Source organism: Gracilibacillus sp. JCM 18860 (assembly GCF_055395245.1).
In genome coordinates this window covers 1,035,947-1,053,047 of record NZ_AP043868.1, presented here as the reverse complement: position 1 = coordinate 1,053,047, position 17,101 = coordinate 1,035,947, and the positions used below count along the sequence as shown (strand labels likewise).

The window sequence follows — 17,101 nt, the reverse complement described above, 5'->3', positions numbered from 1 at the left end:
GACGGTGTATCCAGCATCGATATTTGTTAAGTGGCAATACTTTTTTATTGCAACAAGGGTGGTACCGCGATAATCTCGTCCCTTATTTAGAGGGAGGAGTTTTTTTATTGAATAAAAATAGGAGGAATGAAATACATGCATATTTTGGATGATCTGAAACAAAGGGACTTAATTCAACAAACAACAGATGATGAGGGACTTCGCCAACATTTAGAAGATAATATCGTTACCCTCTACTGTGGGTTTGATCCTACAGCTGATAGTCTTCATATTGGACATTTGCTACCAATTCTAATGCTCAAAAGATTTCAACAAGCTGGACATCGCCCTATTGCATTAATCGGTGGGGGAACAGGCTTAATTGGCGATCCAAGTGGGAGATCGACAGAACGTTCGTTAAACAGTGAAGAGGTTGTACAAGGATTCAGTGATAAGATTAAAGAACAGCTAGCAGGTATTCTTAATTTTGACAATGGAAAAAACAGTGCCGTTGCTCGGAATAACCATGAATGGCTTCATTCTATGACATTTATAGAAGTATTGCGCGATGTAGGTAAACATTTTGGGATTAATTATATGCTAGCAAAAGACTCTGTCGATTCAAGGATCGAAAATGGGATTTCATTCACAGAATTCAGTTATATGATTTTACAATCCATTGATTTTATGAACCTATATGAAAAAGAAAATTGCACATTGCAAATCGGTGGTAGTGACCAATGGGGTAATATTACTGCAGGTATGGAGCTAATAAGACGTACTAGATCTGAAAAAAATCAAGAAGAAGCGAAGGTTTTCGGATTAACGGTCCCACTGATCACCAAAAGTGATGGCACAAAATTTGGAAAAACAGCAGGTGGAGCGGTTTGGTTAGATTCTGATAAAACTTCTCCATATGAATTTTACCAATTCTGGATCAATACAGACGACCGTGATGTCATTCGTTTTATCAAATATTTCACCTTCCTTGATATGGACGAAATAAAAGCTCTTGAGCAAGAATTAGAAACAGCGCCTGAAAAACGGGTGCCACATAAACGGTTGGCAGAAGAGATGACAAAACTTGTTCATGGTGAAGAAGCATTGAGCCAAGCGATAAAAATTACCGATGCTTTGTTTAGTGGAGAACTAAAAAGTCTCAATGCTGCTGAAATAGAACAAGGCTTTAAGGATGTGCCTTCAGTCGCCATAGAAGATAAAGAGATCGGTTTAGTCGATTTACTCGTAACAGCTGGAATCTCTTCCTCTAAACGCCAAGCTCGTGAGGACATTAAGAATGGGGCAGTTTATATAAATGGAGAAAGAAACCAAGATCTAGAGCACCAAATTTCTGCCTCAGATCGAATCGAAGAGAAATTCACCATTATAAGAAGAGGGAAGAAGAAATATTTCCTCATTCGTTATAAATAAAAGCAAGAGGACTTTCTATTAGAAGGTCCTCTAGTCTTTACTCACAAACCAAAAGGAAAAAATCATCGAAATCACTATGACGATAAACGGAGCGTAAAAATGTATAAAATCATCCATGTAAGACCACCCCTTCCACTACTTAATTTTTCCTTGAACATAATTTTTGTTAAATAAGAATAATCGAAGTAATAGATATAAAGAAGGTAACAATAAGCAAAATCCAGCAATGAATGCGATAATTAATGCTATAGCCATTCCTTCATTTGTAAAGCCCTCTGCAATAGTTAGGTAAGGATAAAGCAAATATGGATAATGGGAGATACCATAAGCAAAGAACGCGATCAAGAATTGACCAATTAATAACAAAAAAGCAACCCCGTAATTTCTTTTTTTCCAGATCAGATATACAGTTGCAGCAAATAAAATTCCAGATAGCAGAAACATCCACCACACATTGAGCATGTTTTGAAAATGCAGTTCATTATGGACACGGAGTTCTACTATAATTCCACCTGCTGTAATAATCGCAGGAAATGCCCAAATAAGCGCATATTTTCTTAATAATGCAGTTGCCTGCTCATCCTTAGCTTCATTGGCATACCAAGTGAGAAAGACAGCCGATATATACAGGACAGAGGTTAAGCTTAATGTGACAATACTCCAAGTTAGTGGACTGAAAAATAGTGCCACATAATCTAGAGATAACCCTGCTGACGTGTTGTCAATAAATCCTCCTTCAGAAATAGTGAGAACGATTGATAAGGAGGCAGGAATTAATAAACCTGAAAATCCATATAAATAGGTCCAAAAGTGACTCTTTAACTTTCCGTAGGTCGTAAAAGCATAGTACGAGCCCCTAATAGCAAGTAATATAATTCCTAAGCTTGCAGGTACGAGTAAAACAGTTCCATAATAATAAGCCGTGGATGGGAAAAAACCGACGATACCGACAAAGAAAAAAACAAGAAAAACATTGGTAACCTCCCATACAGGGGATAGATATCTTTGGATAATATTACTGATGATATGATTTTTTCTCGTTAATAAACTATAGGCATTAAAAAAACCTGCACCAAAGTCGATCGAAGCAATAATAATATACCCGAATAAGAAAAGCCACAAAACAGATATTCCAATTAATTCATATGACATGGTTACTCCCCACCTTCTCGATCTCTTAATTCACGTTCGATTGGGTTTGCTTTAAACATACGGATAAGTACAATGACACTCGCAATCCCTAATAGAAGGTATAAGCCGATAAAGAGATATAGCATGATGTCGACATCATTACTCGTTGTAGCCGCATCCTCTGTTCTAAGTATTCCTCTTAGTACCCAAGGCTGTCTTCCTACTTCTGCAAGCCACCAGCCAGCCTCGATCGCGAGCATACATAATGGCCCTGTCGTGACTAGTGTCCATAAAAAGAATTTTTTGTAAACAAATTTCTTCCTTAGCCAATTTCCGACGATATAGATTAGGGCAACTAGTGCAACGAACATGCCGATCATGACCATAATGTTAAATAGATAATGTATATAGAGCGGTGGAACATCTTCCTTTGGGAATTGATCCAATCCAAGCACTTTGGAGGTTGGATTCCCATGTGCCAAAATGCTTAGGGCATAAGGGATTTCAATAGAATACTTGATCTCATCACCATTAGTTAAGACGCCAAATAGAGTAAGAGAAGCCTCTTCTTCTGTTTCGAAGTGCCACTCCATAGCGGCTAGCTTTTCTGGTTGGTAGGCTGCTAAATATTTTCCTGAGAAATCCCCGATAATTGCAGAAGCAATGGCAAATACGAGACCGACCTTTATCGTTAGTAAGAGGGCCTTCTTATGGTAGATATGATTGGAGCCTTTGATAATGCGATAAGCACCAATAGAAGCTAGTATAAAGGCAGCTGTCATATAAGCAGTTGCAAGCACATGAGCAACCTTTGTCGGCATTGCGGGATTAAACATGGCAACTAATGGTTGAACATTAATGAATTCACCATTCATCATTTCAAATCCCTGAGGTGCATTCATAAAAGAATTCACCATTGTGATAAAAACAGCAGAACAAGATGCCCCGATCGCAACAGGAATTAATAAAAGCATATGCTTCTTCTGATCCTTAAAACGATCCCATGTATACAAATAAATACCAAGGAAAATAGCCTCAAAGAAGAAGGCGAAGGTTTCCATAAATAAGGGTAATGCAATTGCCTTACCAGCAAGCTGCATAAAGGTTGGCCAAAGCAAATTCAACTGTAAGCCAATAGCTGTTCCTGTGACAACTCCTACAGCAACTGTAATAATATATCCTCTTGTCCACCTTCTTGCCATGAGAATATAATGCTCATCCTGCTTTTTAATCCCCATCCATTGAGCCATAAAGATGAATAGAGGAATGCCAACTCCTATCGTTGCATAGATAATATGAAAGGTGAGGGTTAGTTCCGTTAATACGCGACTATAAAATACACTATCCATGAATAAAACTCCCTTTATCCCATTAAAATTCTTCTCAGAAGTGCAATACCTAGTAGAATAGCGATGACGACTAGTAAAATGACTAATTTCCGCTCATGCTTTTGGTACATGTAAAAACCTCTTTTCATTTCCCGTGCTTCTTATTCATTTTCAGCTTAAAAGATAATATTATACGTCTTAATTGAATAGGATACCTTTAAGTGAGGATATCAAATCAGATATCCCTTTTCAAGATTTGGTAATAATACCATTCTTTCTTATTGAAATCGTAACGGTCTATTGGTAATGTTATATGGGTGAAAAAAATTCTCTTTTGACGTTTTATGATATTTTTAATGGAAATAGGGTATATATTGGAGAGAAAAGAAGGGAAGGTGTTGGAGAATGAGTATGATAGAAGAAATACTCAACAAGATAGTAGAATGGGGAAACCTCATATTATGGGATTATGTCCTTATTTATTTATTAATAGGTGCAGGATTATTTTTTACACTTAGAACAAAATTTATCCAATTTCGTTTGTTTGGAGAAATGTTTAAGGTTATTCGTGAGGAGGCAGTAGAGCAAAGTGGTAAGCGAGGAACAAATGCCTTTCAAGCATTTAGTATCTCTATCGCCTCAAGGGTTGGTACTGGTAACTTAGCAGGTGTAGCATTAGCAGTTGCTATTGGTGGACCTGGAGCTGTATTTTGGATGTGGGTTGTCGCACTAATCGGTATGGCAACAGCATTTGTGGAAAGTACACTTGCTCAAGTATATAAGGTGCCTGATCGAGACGGATTTCGTGGCGGACCAGCTTATTATATGGAAAAAGCATTAGGACAAAAATGGATGGGTATTTTATTTTCCATTTTAATTACAATTACATTCGGCTTTGTCTTTAATGCAGTGCAAGCGAATACAATATCTGGTGCTGTGGATGAGGCATTCAATGTTGATCCAATCTGGACTGGTATCATTCTAGTCGTTTTAGCTGCCATTATTATATTTGGAGGAATTAAGCGAATTGCGTCTATAGCTGGAGTCATTGTACCATTCATGGCAATCATCTACATAGTAGTTGGTTTATATGTAATGATCACAAATATTACGGCTCTACCTGATGTTTTCATGATGATAATCAAGAATGCATTTGGACTGGAGGAAGCTATCGGTGGAACAATGGGTGCAGCTATGATGTACGGGATAAAAAGAGGGTTATTTTCTAACGAGGCTGGTATGGGTAGTGCGCCGAATGCAGCCGCTTCTGCTGGTGTCAATCACCCAGTAAAGCAGGGGCTTGTACAATCATTAGCTGTTTTCTTTGATACGATCGTGATTTGTAGTATTACCGCATTTATCATTGTGTTATATGATGGCTTTTATCAAGCATCAGAGGATGGTATTCAACTGACACAGGTCGCTCTAAGCTCACATGTAGGTGAATGGGCATCCATTTTTGTAGCGATAACGATTTTCTTATTTGCGTTTAGTTCCGTAATCGGAAATTATTACTATGGGGAAACAAACATTGCCTATCTAAGAGAAAGCAAGACATTACTAACAATCTATCGTCTTATTGTTTTAGCAATGGTGATGTTCGGCTCCTTAGCTTCGATCCAAATTGTATGGAGTATGGCAGATTTATTCATGGCAATGATGGCTGTCGTTAACCTTGTGGCAATCCTATTCCTAACAAAAATAACGATCAATGTACTTAATGATTATATTAGTCAGAAAAAGGAAGGCAAAGATCCTGTATTCCATTATAAAAATATTAAAGGTTTGAAAAACGTCTCATGGTGGGGAGCACAGGATAACCAAAAAGGAACGAAATAATGGTATAGTAGAAAGAAGGCTTTTGTAATGGAAGCCTTCTTTTTTACTAGAACAAAGAGAGAGAAGGAATATGAAATGAATGAAGCGGCACAGAGTTATTGGATTCACTATACCTTATCAAAATCAGTAGAAAATCAACATACCGTAACAGCCTGGCAATTTGGAGGAAACCCTGATTATTTAGCACAGCTCGTTATGGAAGGTATAAAAACAGCAACCTGCTCAGCAAAAATTTTATACGATAAAGAAGAGGAAAAGCTACCAGCAGTGGGTGATTATAGCATTATTTTAAACAGTAAAGACGAGCCAGTGGCAATTATTAGAACAACAGAAGTAGAAATCATGCCGATGAATCAAGTGTCAGAGGAATTTGCCATAGCAGAAGGAGAGGGAGATAGAACCTACGATTATTGGAAAAGGGTTCATATAGAGTTCTTTACAGAAGAATTAAGTCGATATGATCTTGAATTTTCTGAGGATATCATGCTTGTTTGTGAACGGTTTGAATTGGTCAATGTAAAAGGTGAATGATGGATTGGCATTATTATTTTTAAAATTTCGGTGGACTAACAAACCCTAAGATTATCTCGAAATAGCGCTACTGTTCATATCTGGCGTAACATATGGTATCAGTGGTAGTACAATGGTTGGGACATTACAAAAGCTTATCAATACAAAAGTTGATAAGTATCTCGGACCACAACCTATTAGTACGTTGCAAAATTACTTAGATACACCTATTGATCGGAAGGTTAGTAAACCCTCTTTAATGGTTACGGAAATGCAAAAACGTTTGAATGCAGGTACGTTTGTAAAATAAGATAGTATATACAATATATTGATGATGTTTTAAAACTATGGGATAGCCCTCACGAGTGTCAGGGCGTCTCTTTTTTTATGCTTCTTATAATGTGGACATTTTAAAATTCATCATGTCATTTTATTTACTCATAACTACAATTTGCTCTAGAAAAATGACTTAACTTTGCAAAGAAATCTTCGAGAATAAATCGTGAATCAATTGTTTCATATACTTTAATCGGTCGAAATTTACCGGAATGAAAATAATTCATGTTCTGATCAAAAACTGGTGCAGGTTTCCATGTCCATTTACCACAATCCGGATATATCATTACACCAACAGCTGGGGAATCACCAAGTATTCGGTATTCTGCAGGTCTCGATATACTTTGATTATTAAAATAAATAACCTCCTCTGCCAGGTATTTGCCGATTTCACCATGCGGGTATACTCTTTCAATAAGCTCTGCATAGCCGACAGGCATCATACGATATACATTTCTTGGTATTTGCCACACTTCAAGGTTAGACTTAAATACTACATTTGCGGAATGAATATCGTTTGATAAATTATATTCCTGCCCCCCAGATGGCCACTCACCACCACCAATCCAAATTACCTTTATGTCTTTGTCAGCAATTTTTGGTTCAATTAGTAATGCAGAGGCCATATCAGTAAGCGGGCCATAGAATGCTACATGAAGAGGTCGATTATCATCCTTCATTGCTTCTTCTATAATTAATCTTGCTCCTGGAGAATCTACGGGCGTTACTTCATCCGGCATAGCATTTGCTGCACCATCTTCAATACGGAATTCCTTCTGCAAACTCATTAATTCTAGAAGCAACATTGTTTCGTCATGACTATCTTGTAAACTTGTCTTTGATTTACGATCGCCGAAATGAGCAGGTATAATTCCATGAAGATTAAACGAAGAACTTAGTACCGCATGTACAATTGCAAACTGATCATCTACTTCATTCTTGGCATCAGTATTAATAATTACCCTTATTTTTTTGTCCTCTGGTATAAAATAGTCCATTTTCATAAACCCCGTTAGTTCATTTTAATTACATGTCAAAATAAATAAATCCTGCAAAAAGTTTTTAAAATTTAGATAAACATTTTCCACTATAAAAGGGAATCAAAAATGAAAAGAAAGGATTTATTAAATGTGCTAAATGTAATAGTGATGTGTATTTAACCTATATGTTAAGGTGAATGGAAAGTCAATTCCAAAAAGTTATATAAAAGTTAAAGGAGCACCTCAGAAAAAGTGCTCCTTTTCTATTTAAATTAAAAATTCAGCTAAAGCATCCGATACTTCAATAAGAATTTCACTAACGAATAAACGCCAAATCTCTATTAGCAAGTGCATCCTGTAACCATTGAGGATGCATTTTCAATAAGTCTTGCGGTAGGTTTTGTTGTTCAAAAAACTTAATTTCTAGCGATTCAGAAGAGTTACATCGTAGTTCACCACCAGTAATTTCAGCAAGAAAACAAGTTGTTATAAAATGTACTATCTTCTCATTTGGATAGGCAAACACCTGTGAATTCGGGTCAGAGTAAACACCAATAAGTTTTTTAATTTTTATATCTAAATTTGTTTCCTCTTTTACTTCTCTGATAGCTGCCTCAGTAACTGTTTCCCCTATTTCTATATGTCCTGAAGGAATACCCCAAAGTCTTACATCTGACCTTTTCTGTAACAAAACTTGTTTTTCCTCATTCAAAATTATAACTGCAACTCCAGCTTTTAAGTCATCAATTCTTTTCATAAAATATACCTCCCTTAAAGTAATGAAAAGGTCAAAAGAGAAAGTTTTCAACGCATCACAAATACGCTGAACCTTTCCCCTCGGACCTTTTATGTCAATAGGTGCCTTTTACATATTGTAAAAGATGTAGCCCTTGGTCACTGACCTATATAGATAGCGGAACCCTAGCTACAATTTTCCAGTTCATTTTTATTTTACAACTAATACTCGGAATATGGAAGATATTCCTTCCCTTTCACTAAACTGCCCGTTCGTTTAAGATCACTATTTCACAATTAATAATTAAATTGTAGAGGCTAGTTATGTCCCTCTTTCATTTCAATCCTTAACTATCTACTCACGTATTTTTAGCCCCAATTTAAATTAATTATATGCATTATTTTGCAAAGTTCATATAAAAAAAAGCCTTGAAATATTGATATAACAACATTTCTAAGGCTTTTTTGCATTTCTTATTCACTCTATCCCGATTAACGAGAGTAGAACTCAACAATAAGCGCTTCGTTAATCTCAGCAGGTAGCTCAGAACGCTCTGGTAGGCGAGTAAACGTACCTTCTAATTTGTCTGCATCGAAAGAAACGTATTCTGGTGTGAAAGTGTTAGCCTCAATAGCTTCTGCGAGGATATCTAGCTTTTGAGATTTTTCACGAACACCGATTACTTGACCAGGCTTTACTTGATAAGAAGGAATGTCTACACGACTTCCGTCTACAAGAATATGACCATGGTTTACTAATTGACGAGCTTGTCTACGAGTACGAGCAAGTCCTAAACGGTAAACAAGGTTATCTAAACGAGATTCCAAAAGAATCATGAAGTTTTCACCATGGATACCTTTCATTTTACCAGCACGCTCGAATAAGTTACGGAATTGACGTTCGTTCACTCCGTACATGAAACGTAGCTTTTGTTTTTCTTGTAACTGTAAACCATATTCAGATAGTTTACGACGTTGATTAGGTCCATGTTGACCTGGTGCATAAGGGCGTTTGTCTAACTCCTTACCAGTACCTGTTAATGAGATACCAAGACGACGAGACTTTTTCCATACAGAACCTGTATAGCGAGCCATTGTACATCTTCTCCTTTATATAGTAGATTTGCATAAAATAAGACAGTGTGTTCCTACATTCGTCAGCCATTTTGTTTTCATGTACCTTCGCCCTAGTAGCAGAGAGTTACGTGATACACCTCATTTCCACAGGAAGTGGTGGCTTCAACATTCACCACAGGACGTGGTGGTACTTAGTTGAAGATCCGCTGTAAGGAACAAAATGGTCAGCCGGCGGTTCACATAGGCTACCTTTTTTACACAAAGTCCATTATATGATTTTAGACAGATAAAGTCAATACTAGAATGCTTGAATTTCTGTAAGATCATTGCTTTACCCAAAGCTATTAACAAAAAAACATCAAAAACAAAAAAATTGTTTTTGATGCCCTAGAGAAATTAAATATATTTTTCCAGTGTTTGTACAAACTGTTCTAGGTACTTTTGGTCAATTCCATCAAAGCGATTCGTTGTAGGACTATCTATATCTAAAACACCGAAGATTTCTCCATCCTTAAGGATAGGTACAACGATTTCCGACTGACTTGCTGCATCACATGCAATGTGGCCTGGGAATTGATTTACATCGGCTACAAGCTGTGTTTTTTTCTCGGAAATGGCTGTTCCACAAACACCTTTTCCACTTTTAATCCTTACACAAGCAGGTAAGCCTTGAAATGGTCCAAGTACTAATTCATCTTCCTTCCAAATATAAAATCCAACCCAATTGATATTATCTAAAAATTGATTTAATAGTGCGGAAGCATTGGATAAGTTGGCGATCACATCTGGCTCGCCTTGAAGCAGTGCATCTAACTGTTTGATTACTAGTGAGTAGTCCTTTTCTTTGTCTCCATTATAGAGGGATGCTTGAAACATGCAGTCTCCACTCCTTTATGCAAATAGTTTTAATCATCATACAATATTCGCCTTTAAGTGACAAATAAATCGTTTCAAAGTGCTGTTAATTTTGTAGCCGAAAAGTTCTGGTCTATCCGAAATAGGTCAAAAAATAAAATATTCTAGAGAATTTTGTTAAAATTTTCGCCAAACCATGGGGAAACATGATATTATTTACATATACAAAAGTTTTGAAAAGGATACATACAAAAGTCTTGAAATAATCATTAAATAATTTTATTTATGTTACTATATAGACAGGGTTCATTGGGAGGGTATCGTATGGAGTATTTAATCGGGTTTATACTTTTAATAATCGCACTATTAATTCTAGGATTAATTCTTCGAAGGAAGATATATGACCATGTCGATCGGTTAGAGGAATGGAAAATTGACATCATGAATAGAAACGTGACAGAAGAACTAAGTCGTGTAAAAAAACTAAATTTACTAGGAGAAACACAACAAAAATTCGAGGCATGGAAAAATAACTGGGATCTTATTGTAACAGAAACCCTTCCTGATATGGAAGAAGATTTAATGGATGTCGAGGAAGCAGCCAATCGTTTTCAAATAATGACGGCTAAAAAAAGACTGCAATACATAGAGGAAAAGCTACAGTCAATCGAGGCAAACATAGAAGAGATTTTCAAGGATTTAAACCATCTAATGGATTCCGAAAAATATACGCGCCAACAAATCGAAATTGTTAGTCCTAAATTAAAAGAGTTAAAAAAATATCTTCTCCATAATCGAACACAATTCGGAAGAGCGGAAATAATGTTTGAAGCAACCTTAACAGAAATGGAAAAAGAGCTTCAATCGTTTAGTGAATTAGAGGAAGGCGGAAATTATTTAGCTGCCCAGCAAAAAATTGATCAAATAAAAGAAGAGTTAGAAGAGATAGAACAACGTATCAGTGCATTTCCTAGTATTTACCGAAAATGCAGAAAGGAAATTCCTGATCAAATGAATGAGCTTATTCGAGATATGGAAGAAATGGAAGCAGAAGGATATCGAGTGGAGCAATTCGGCTTTGAAAAAGAATTAAAACAATATGAGCTTGTTTTAAAAAATAGTATGCGTGAATTAGAAAAAGCGGAAACTGCGGAAATTAATGAGACATTAGAGCAAATAGAAGAGCGTTTAAATGAAATGGAACTTTTGCTTGAACAAGAAGAAAAATCAAAATCAATTGTGGAGAATCAATTGCCGAAAGCAAAGCAAAAAACAATGGAGCTTGAAGAAAATTTCTTAAAGATGAAAGAAGAGGTAAATGAATTACAACAAACCTATTTTATTGAATCTTCTGATTTAGAAATGTTTTTAAGTGTGGAAAAATGGCTGGAAAAGATTACAAATCAATTTCATCAAGTGGAAAAGGATTATGAGGAACAAACAAGTCATCATGTCGAAATTAAAGAAAGACTAGACCTCTTTGAAGAGGAAGTAGACGAGCTTGAAAAAGCCCAGATTGAATTTAAAGAAAAGGTTCGAGATCTAAGAAAAGATGAAATCGAAGCAAAGGATGATATTGCTAGTATTAAACAAAAATTAATCCAAACGAATAAGCGATTAGATAAAAGTAATATCCCTGGTGTTCCTTCCAGTATTCTCAACATGCTAGAAGAGGCAACAGAAAAATGTGAATTTGTAATTCAGCATTTACAAAAACATCCATTAGATATGGGGAAAGTCCAGCATGCGTTAGAAGAAGCAAATAAATCTGTTAATAATTTTGTCAATCAGACGAATCAAATACTTGATAAAGCAAGATTAGTCGAAATTGCGATCCAATATGGTAATCGATATCGAAGAAAACACCCCGAACTTGCCTCTCAACTATCGGAAGCAGAAGCAATGTTCCGTAACTATAAATACGAAAGTGCCTTCGAATTGACCATTAAAGCACTGGAACAGGTGGATACAAATGCTATGGAAAAAATAGAAGAGCTAGATGAGCGGTATCAAGAAATGTTAGGTTAAAGAGAATGGCATAAAGAACTTCATATTTGGTATAGGGAGAAGATATTCCTGAAACGTTAGGGATATCTTTTCTATTTGTATCATTTGATGAATCTTCTATCTATAAATGATAAAGGAATTATGATAAAATAAGGTCAATTTTGTAGGAAAAGAGTACAAAAAAGAAAGAGAAGCAAAATAAGAATACGCATATTGATAAATGAGGGATTGAGAAATGATTTATTTGGACAACAGTGCGACAACCAAACCAAAAGAAGAAGTAGTCCAAAGCTTCCAACAAGCTGCATTACAATATTTTGGAAATTCATCCTCCATTCATGGCCTCGGTATGGATGCCGAAAGATTACTGCGCATGTCTAGAGAGCAGGCAGCATCCATTTTACAAGTCGATTCGAGAGAAATAATTTTCACTTCTGGAGGAACAGAAGGAAATAATGTTGCGATAAAAGGGGTAGCACTAGAGCATCAAAATAGAGGGAAACATATTATTACAACACAAATAGAGCATCCTTCCGTACTGGAGACATGTCGATCATTAGAAAAGCATGGTTTTGAAATCAGTTATTTGCCAGTTGATCAAGATGGAAGAGTATGCGTAGAAGACTTAAGAGCTTCATTAAGGGAAGACACCATCTTAGTTTCGATTATGCATGTCAATAATGAGATCGGAACTATTCAACCAATCGAACGATTCGGAGAAGTATTAAAAAAATATCCAAAAGCGTTATTCCATGTGGACCATGTACAAGGATTTGGCAAGGTTCCTTTAAATATTAAACAAAGCGGGATTGATTTATTAACGATTTCAGGTCATAAAATACACGGACTTAAGGGAACTGGTTTACTATACGTTAAAGGTGGCACGAAATTATTCTCTTTACATCATGGTGGAGGACAAGAAGCAAACCTCCGCTCAGGAACGGAAAATTTACCAGGTATTGTAGCACTAGTGAAAGCAATGAGATTAGTAAATAATGACAGAGAACAGCATTTAAATCATCTAGAACGGCTTAAAATGTTTTTATATAAAAAAATAAGCAATCTAGAATCTTGTGTTCTGAACACACCAGAAGAAAACAGTGCCCCACATATCATTCATTTTTCTGTACCAGGATTAAAGCCAGAAGTGGTGATCCATGCGCTAGAGGAAGCAGAAATATATATATCTACAAAGTCTGCATGCTCGTCTAAAAGTGCTGACGAGAGTGCTGTTCTTGTGGCTTGTGGTAAAGCAAATAATATTAGCACGTCAGGACTTCGTGTAAGCTTATCCTATGAAACAACTCAACAAGAACTTGATTTTTTTGTAGAGAAATTGCAAGAGGTATTGGAAAAACTAAGTAAAGTAATGAGGTAGATATTATGCAATATGATCACATTGTTATTAGATATGGAGAATTGTCTCTTAAAGGTAGAAATCGAAAACTTTTTACTTCACAGCTAATGAAGAATGTCCGAGTAGCTTTACGAGCATTCCCCAACATTCATATTCAGACAAAACGAGATAGAATGTATATTGTTTTAAATGGGGAAGATCAGGAAGCGATTATAGAGCGGTGCAGTAAAATTTTTGGTATCCAGAATATGAGTTTGGCGATAAAAGTGGCAAGTGAAGAAAAAGCAATAAAGGAAGAGGCATTAGCCCTTTTAAAAAATAGTAATGCTAAGACATTTAAAATTTCAACGAAGCGGTCGAATAAAGATTTTCCGATTGGATCACAGGATTTTAATCAATTATTAGGTGCCCATTTATTAATTAATACAGAGAATATATCAGTAGATGTTCATCATCCAGATCTGGAAATTACAGTTGACATTCGAGATGAAGCAACTTACTTAACCTCAGAAAAAGTGGTTGGAGCAGGAGGTCTACCAGTAGGTACTGCAGGTAAATCTTTATTATTATTGTCTGGCGGTATTGACAGTCCAGTAGCTGGTTATCAAGCAATGAAACGTGGAGTGGAACTGGAGGCTATCCATTTTCACTCACCACCATATACAAGTGAAAGAGCAAAGGAAAAAGTGTTAGACCTAGCTGAAAAGCTTGCTTTTTATGGTCGTAATATTAAAGTGCATGTTATTCCATTTACAGCATTGCAACAAAAAATTCATCGTGAAATTCCACATGGGTATTCCATGACCATTATGCGTAGAATGATGATGCGAATAAGTGAAGCAGTTGCAAAAAAAGAAGAGATACTTTCGCTCATAACAGGTGAAAGCTTAGGACAAGTGGCCAGTCAAACAATGGAAAGTATGCACGCTATTAATGCTGTTACTTCTTATCCAGTCATTCGACCCCTTATTGCAATGGACAAGGATGAGATTATTCACATCTCAGAAAAAATCGAGATGTACCCCATTTCGATTCGACCATATGAAGATTGTTGTACTGTTTTTGTTCCAAAATCACCGAAAACAAAACCAAGATTAGAAAAAGTAGAACAATTCGAAAGCCAATTAGATTTTAAACAAGATATAGAAGAAATCCTTGAGAACGTAGAAACTATTACGATAGCAGCGAATAATCATCACCAAGATTCCATGAGTGATCTATTATAATATGTATAACTATTTTGAATTAATTAACAACAAATACCAGTAAAAATTGTGCATGATTTCATCTCACTCCGAGCAAGATACTATTGTACAAGAGGAGGTGAACAACATGGCAAATAACAACAGCTCTAATCAATTAGTAGTACCTGGAGTAAGTCAAGCACTTGATCAAATGAAATACGAGATTGCACAAGAATTTGGCGTAAGCTTAGGTGCTGATACTACTTCACGTGCAAATGGTTCAGTTGGTGGTGAGATCACTAAGCGTCTTGTCCAAATGGCTGAGCAACAACTAGGTGGACAAGCAAATCAATAATCGTATTACATGATGATAAAGGATAGTGTTTTTAAAGCACTATCCTTTTCTTTCTATCTAGACTTTGCTATCGTAGTATATTATAAACTCAGACTTTTGTTCGTACGTGGTAGGTGAGAAAATGGGGAAATTATGGTACGGAGGAAAAATATATACATTAACGGAGCCAAATGCAACTGTTGAAGCTATTTATACGGAAAACGGATCTATCGTAGAAATCGGCAATAAAGTGTCATTAGAAAGACGCTATAAAAATAAAATAGAAGCTAGCTATAATCTTATTGGAGATACAATGTATCCGGGATTTGTAGATAGCCATTTACATATTATCGGACATGGGGAAAAGCTTACTCGTTTAGATCTATCACCAATGACTTCCGCCAATCAAGTTTTAGAAGCTGTAAGAAATAAACAACATCAATTAGAACACGGGGAATGGCTGATTGCTGAAGGATGGAATGAAAATCAATGGACGAATGCAAAGATTATTAGTAGATGGGATTTGGATAAAGCTTGTCCCAAAAATCCAGTATTATTAACAAGAATCTGTCGCCATGCTGTCATTGTAAATTCGAAGGCACTAGAGCTCGCATGTATTACAAAAGAGACCAAGGATCCCCAGGGCGGTAAGATTGTTCGCAATGAAATGGGAGAACCAACTGGTTATTTACTGGATAAAGCACAAGACCTTATCAAGCAAATTTTATCACCTATTTCGAACAGCCAATTGGAAAAAACAACAGAAGTAGCGATCAAGGATCTATTATCTAAAGGTTTAGTAGGCGGACATACCGAAGATCTTTCCTACTATGGCGGGTTTGAAAGAACATTACAAGCATATCAACATATCCTACCAGCAAAATATAAATTTAGAGCCCATTTGTTAGTTCATCATCTCGTATTTGATGATATGATCGAAAGCGGATTATCTTATGGTGATGGAGGACCATTCACAACACTAGGTGCGATGAAAATTTTTTCTGACGGTGCGTTAGGTGGGAGAACGGCATGGTTAACGGATGTCTATACAGATGACCAAGATAATTACGGAATTCCAATTCACGAATCGGACAGGCTAGAAGAATTGGTGAGAAAGGCAAGAAAATACGATCATCCGATAGCTGTTCATGCGATTGGAGATAAAGCAGTAGAAGAAGTTGCAAAATTAATTAAAAAATATCCACTTAAAAATGGAAAGCGAGATCGAATTATCCATGCACAGATCATCAATAAAAACGTTTTGTCGTTATTAAAAGAGATTAACGTCGTCTTAGATATTCAACCATCCTTTGTATCATCGGATTTCCCTTGGGTGCTAGAAAGGATAGGAGATGAACGAGCACCTTTAGCGTATGCATGGAGGACTTTCATCGAGGAAGGAATAGCTTGTGCCGCAGGATCAGATGCACCTATTGAGGAAGTAAACCCATTAAATGGAATCAAGGCAGCAGTGAGTCGCCAATCAGATTTAGATCAACAAGTATATGGAGAAACACAAAAATTATCGATGTACGAGGCTGTTTCGCTCTATACGAAAGGTAGTGCCTTTGTTATTAATCATGAACACGACAGAGGATTAATCCAGCCAGGCTATGTCGCGGATTTTACTATTTTATCACATGATCTATTTTCGATAGAGAATTACGAAACAATCGACGAGGTTACAGTAAAAGGTACGATAGTCGATGGAGAATGGATGTATAAGGCTTAGTGTAGTGCCGGGTGAATCGCCCGGATTTTTATTATACGCTAGGAAACAGCATGAAATATTTGCAGGAAGTAAAACGACGAAATCAAAATTTTGAAGACAAAAGTATAAGAAAAGCTAACTCATTTGCTAAAAGACGAGCGAATGTGAGTTTTTCTAATCGGAAAAATACAAAATGCAAAAGCTGTATCTTGGAAATAGTGCTTAGTCAAAGCCAGATAACCAAGAAAAAAGGCTATATCTAGGTAAAGTTGTTTTAGTGGAGCTAGATAACCAAGAAAAAAGGCTA

At 36.3% G+C, this 17,101-nt stretch carries 16 protein-coding genes and 1 other annotated feature (1 of these 17 only partly in view); of the genes, 9 read left to right on the top strand and 7 right to left on the bottom strand.

Annotation, left to right across the window (positions count from 1 at the left end; translation table 11 throughout):
• Positions 1-86 (top strand) — a binding site (T-box leader); it begins 121 nt to the left of the window's first position.
• Between the two features lie 49 nt (positions 87-135).
• Positions 136-1,410, top strand: a complete 1,275-nt coding sequence (tyrS, locus tag ACZ5R4_RS05580; RefSeq protein ID WP_464368174.1) for a tyrosine--tRNA ligase — start codon at positions 136-138, stop codon at positions 1,408-1,410.
• A gap of 30 nt (positions 1,411-1,440) precedes the next feature.
• On the opposite strand, the gene cydS is transcribed toward tyrS, so the two are convergent.
• From cydS to ACZ5R4_RS05565, 3 genes are read right to left on the bottom strand one after another with little or no spacing between them, the layout of a single operon-like run.
• The gene (gene cydS, locus ACZ5R4_RS05575) at positions 1,441-1,527 is read right to left on the bottom strand and encodes a cytochrome bd oxidase small subunit CydS family protein (protein ID WP_425454557.1); all 87 of its coding nucleotides are present in this window, start codon (positions 1,525-1,527) and stop codon (positions 1,441-1,443) included.
• A gap of 18 nt (positions 1,528-1,545) precedes the next feature.
• Positions 1,546-2,562 carry a cytochrome d ubiquinol oxidase subunit II gene (locus ACZ5R4_RS05570; protein ID WP_109983006.1) on the bottom strand — a complete coding sequence of 339 codons (1,017 nt, stop codon included), beginning with the start codon at positions 2,560-2,562 and terminating at the stop codon, positions 1,546-1,548.
• A 2-nt stretch (positions 2,563-2,564) separates the two neighbouring features.
• The gene (locus ACZ5R4_RS05565; protein WP_109983005.1) at positions 2,565-3,890 is read right to left on the bottom strand and encodes a cytochrome ubiquinol oxidase subunit I; all 1,326 of its coding nucleotides are present in this window, start codon (positions 3,888-3,890) and stop codon (positions 2,565-2,567) included.
• A 384-nt stretch (positions 3,891-4,274) separates the two neighbouring features.
• Between ACZ5R4_RS05565 and ACZ5R4_RS05560 the strand changes: the two genes are divergently transcribed.
• The 3 genes from ACZ5R4_RS05560 to ACZ5R4_RS05550 all read left to right on the top strand — a co-directional run bounded on the left by ACZ5R4_RS05560 (position 4,275) and on the right by ACZ5R4_RS05550 (position 6,528).
• Entirely contained in the window at positions 4,275-5,708 is a 1,434-nt protein-coding gene (locus ACZ5R4_RS05560; protein WP_277678592.1) for an alanine/glycine:cation symporter family protein, read from the top strand.
• Between the two features lie 75 nt (positions 5,709-5,783).
• Positions 5,784-6,239 (top strand): ASCH domain-containing protein, encoded by a 456-nt coding sequence (locus tag ACZ5R4_RS05555; RefSeq protein ID WP_054861409.1) that lies wholly within the window; start codon positions 5,784-5,786, stop codon positions 6,237-6,239.
• 112 nt (positions 6,240-6,351) lie between these two features.
• Positions 6,352-6,528: a hypothetical protein gene (locus ACZ5R4_RS05550; protein ID WP_181397408.1), complete on the top strand. Its 177-nt coding sequence runs from the start codon at positions 6,352-6,354 to the stop codon at positions 6,526-6,528.
• 124 nt (positions 6,529-6,652) lie between these two features.
• On the opposite strand, the gene ACZ5R4_RS05545 is transcribed toward ACZ5R4_RS05550, so the two are convergent.
• The 4 genes from ACZ5R4_RS05545 to ACZ5R4_RS05530 all read right to left on the bottom strand — a co-directional run bounded on the left by ACZ5R4_RS05545 (position 6,653) and on the right by ACZ5R4_RS05530 (position 10,222).
• Entirely contained in the window at positions 6,653-7,552 is a 900-nt protein-coding gene (locus ACZ5R4_RS05545) for a nucleoside hydrolase (RefSeq protein ID WP_464368173.1), read from the bottom strand.
• A 298-nt stretch (positions 7,553-7,850) separates the two neighbouring features.
• A complete protein-coding gene (locus ACZ5R4_RS05540) occupies positions 7,851-8,291 on the bottom strand; it encodes an NUDIX domain-containing protein (RefSeq protein WP_464368172.1) in 441 nt (146 codons plus the stop codon).
• A gap of 470 nt (positions 8,292-8,761) precedes the next feature.
• On the bottom strand, positions 8,762-9,364 hold the full coding sequence (gene rpsD / locus ACZ5R4_RS05535; protein WP_054788238.1) for a 30S ribosomal protein S4: 603 nt from the start codon (positions 9,362-9,364) through the stop codon (positions 8,762-8,764).
• 378 nt (positions 9,365-9,742) lie between these two features.
• On the bottom strand, positions 9,743-10,222 hold the full coding sequence (locus tag ACZ5R4_RS05530; protein ID WP_054861398.1) for a GAF domain-containing protein: 480 nt from the start codon (positions 10,220-10,222) through the stop codon (positions 9,743-9,745).
• A gap of 303 nt (positions 10,223-10,525) precedes the next feature.
• On the opposite strand from ACZ5R4_RS05530, the gene ACZ5R4_RS05525 reads away from it, so the two are divergent.
• The 5 genes from ACZ5R4_RS05525 (at position 10,526) to ACZ5R4_RS05505 (ending at position 16,815) form a co-directional block, all read left to right on the top strand.
• On the top strand, positions 10,526-12,229 hold the full coding sequence (locus tag ACZ5R4_RS05525; protein ID WP_054861399.1) for a septation ring formation regulator EzrA: 1,704 nt from the start codon (positions 10,526-10,528) through the stop codon (positions 12,227-12,229).
• A 214-nt stretch (positions 12,230-12,443) separates the two neighbouring features.
• Positions 12,444-13,586 carry a cysteine desulfurase family protein gene (locus tag ACZ5R4_RS05520; RefSeq protein WP_109982999.1) on the top strand — a complete coding sequence of 381 codons (1,143 nt, stop codon included), beginning with the start codon at positions 12,444-12,446 and terminating at the stop codon, positions 13,584-13,586.
• A gap of 5 nt (positions 13,587-13,591) precedes the next feature.
• Complete coding sequence (gene thiI, locus ACZ5R4_RS05515; RefSeq protein WP_109982998.1) at positions 13,592-14,791, top strand: tRNA uracil 4-sulfurtransferase ThiI; 1,200 nt, start codon at positions 13,592-13,594, stop codon at positions 14,789-14,791.
• Positions 14,792-14,897: 106 nt separating this feature from the next.
• A complete protein-coding gene (locus ACZ5R4_RS05510) occupies positions 14,898-15,104 on the top strand; it encodes an alpha/beta-type small acid-soluble spore protein (protein ID WP_054788239.1) in 207 nt (68 codons plus the stop codon).
• Between the two features lie 121 nt (positions 15,105-15,225).
• A complete protein-coding gene (locus ACZ5R4_RS05505; protein ID WP_464368171.1) occupies positions 15,226-16,815 on the top strand; it encodes an amidohydrolase in 1,590 nt (529 codons plus the stop codon).
• Positions 16,816-17,101: the final 286 nt, after the last annotated feature.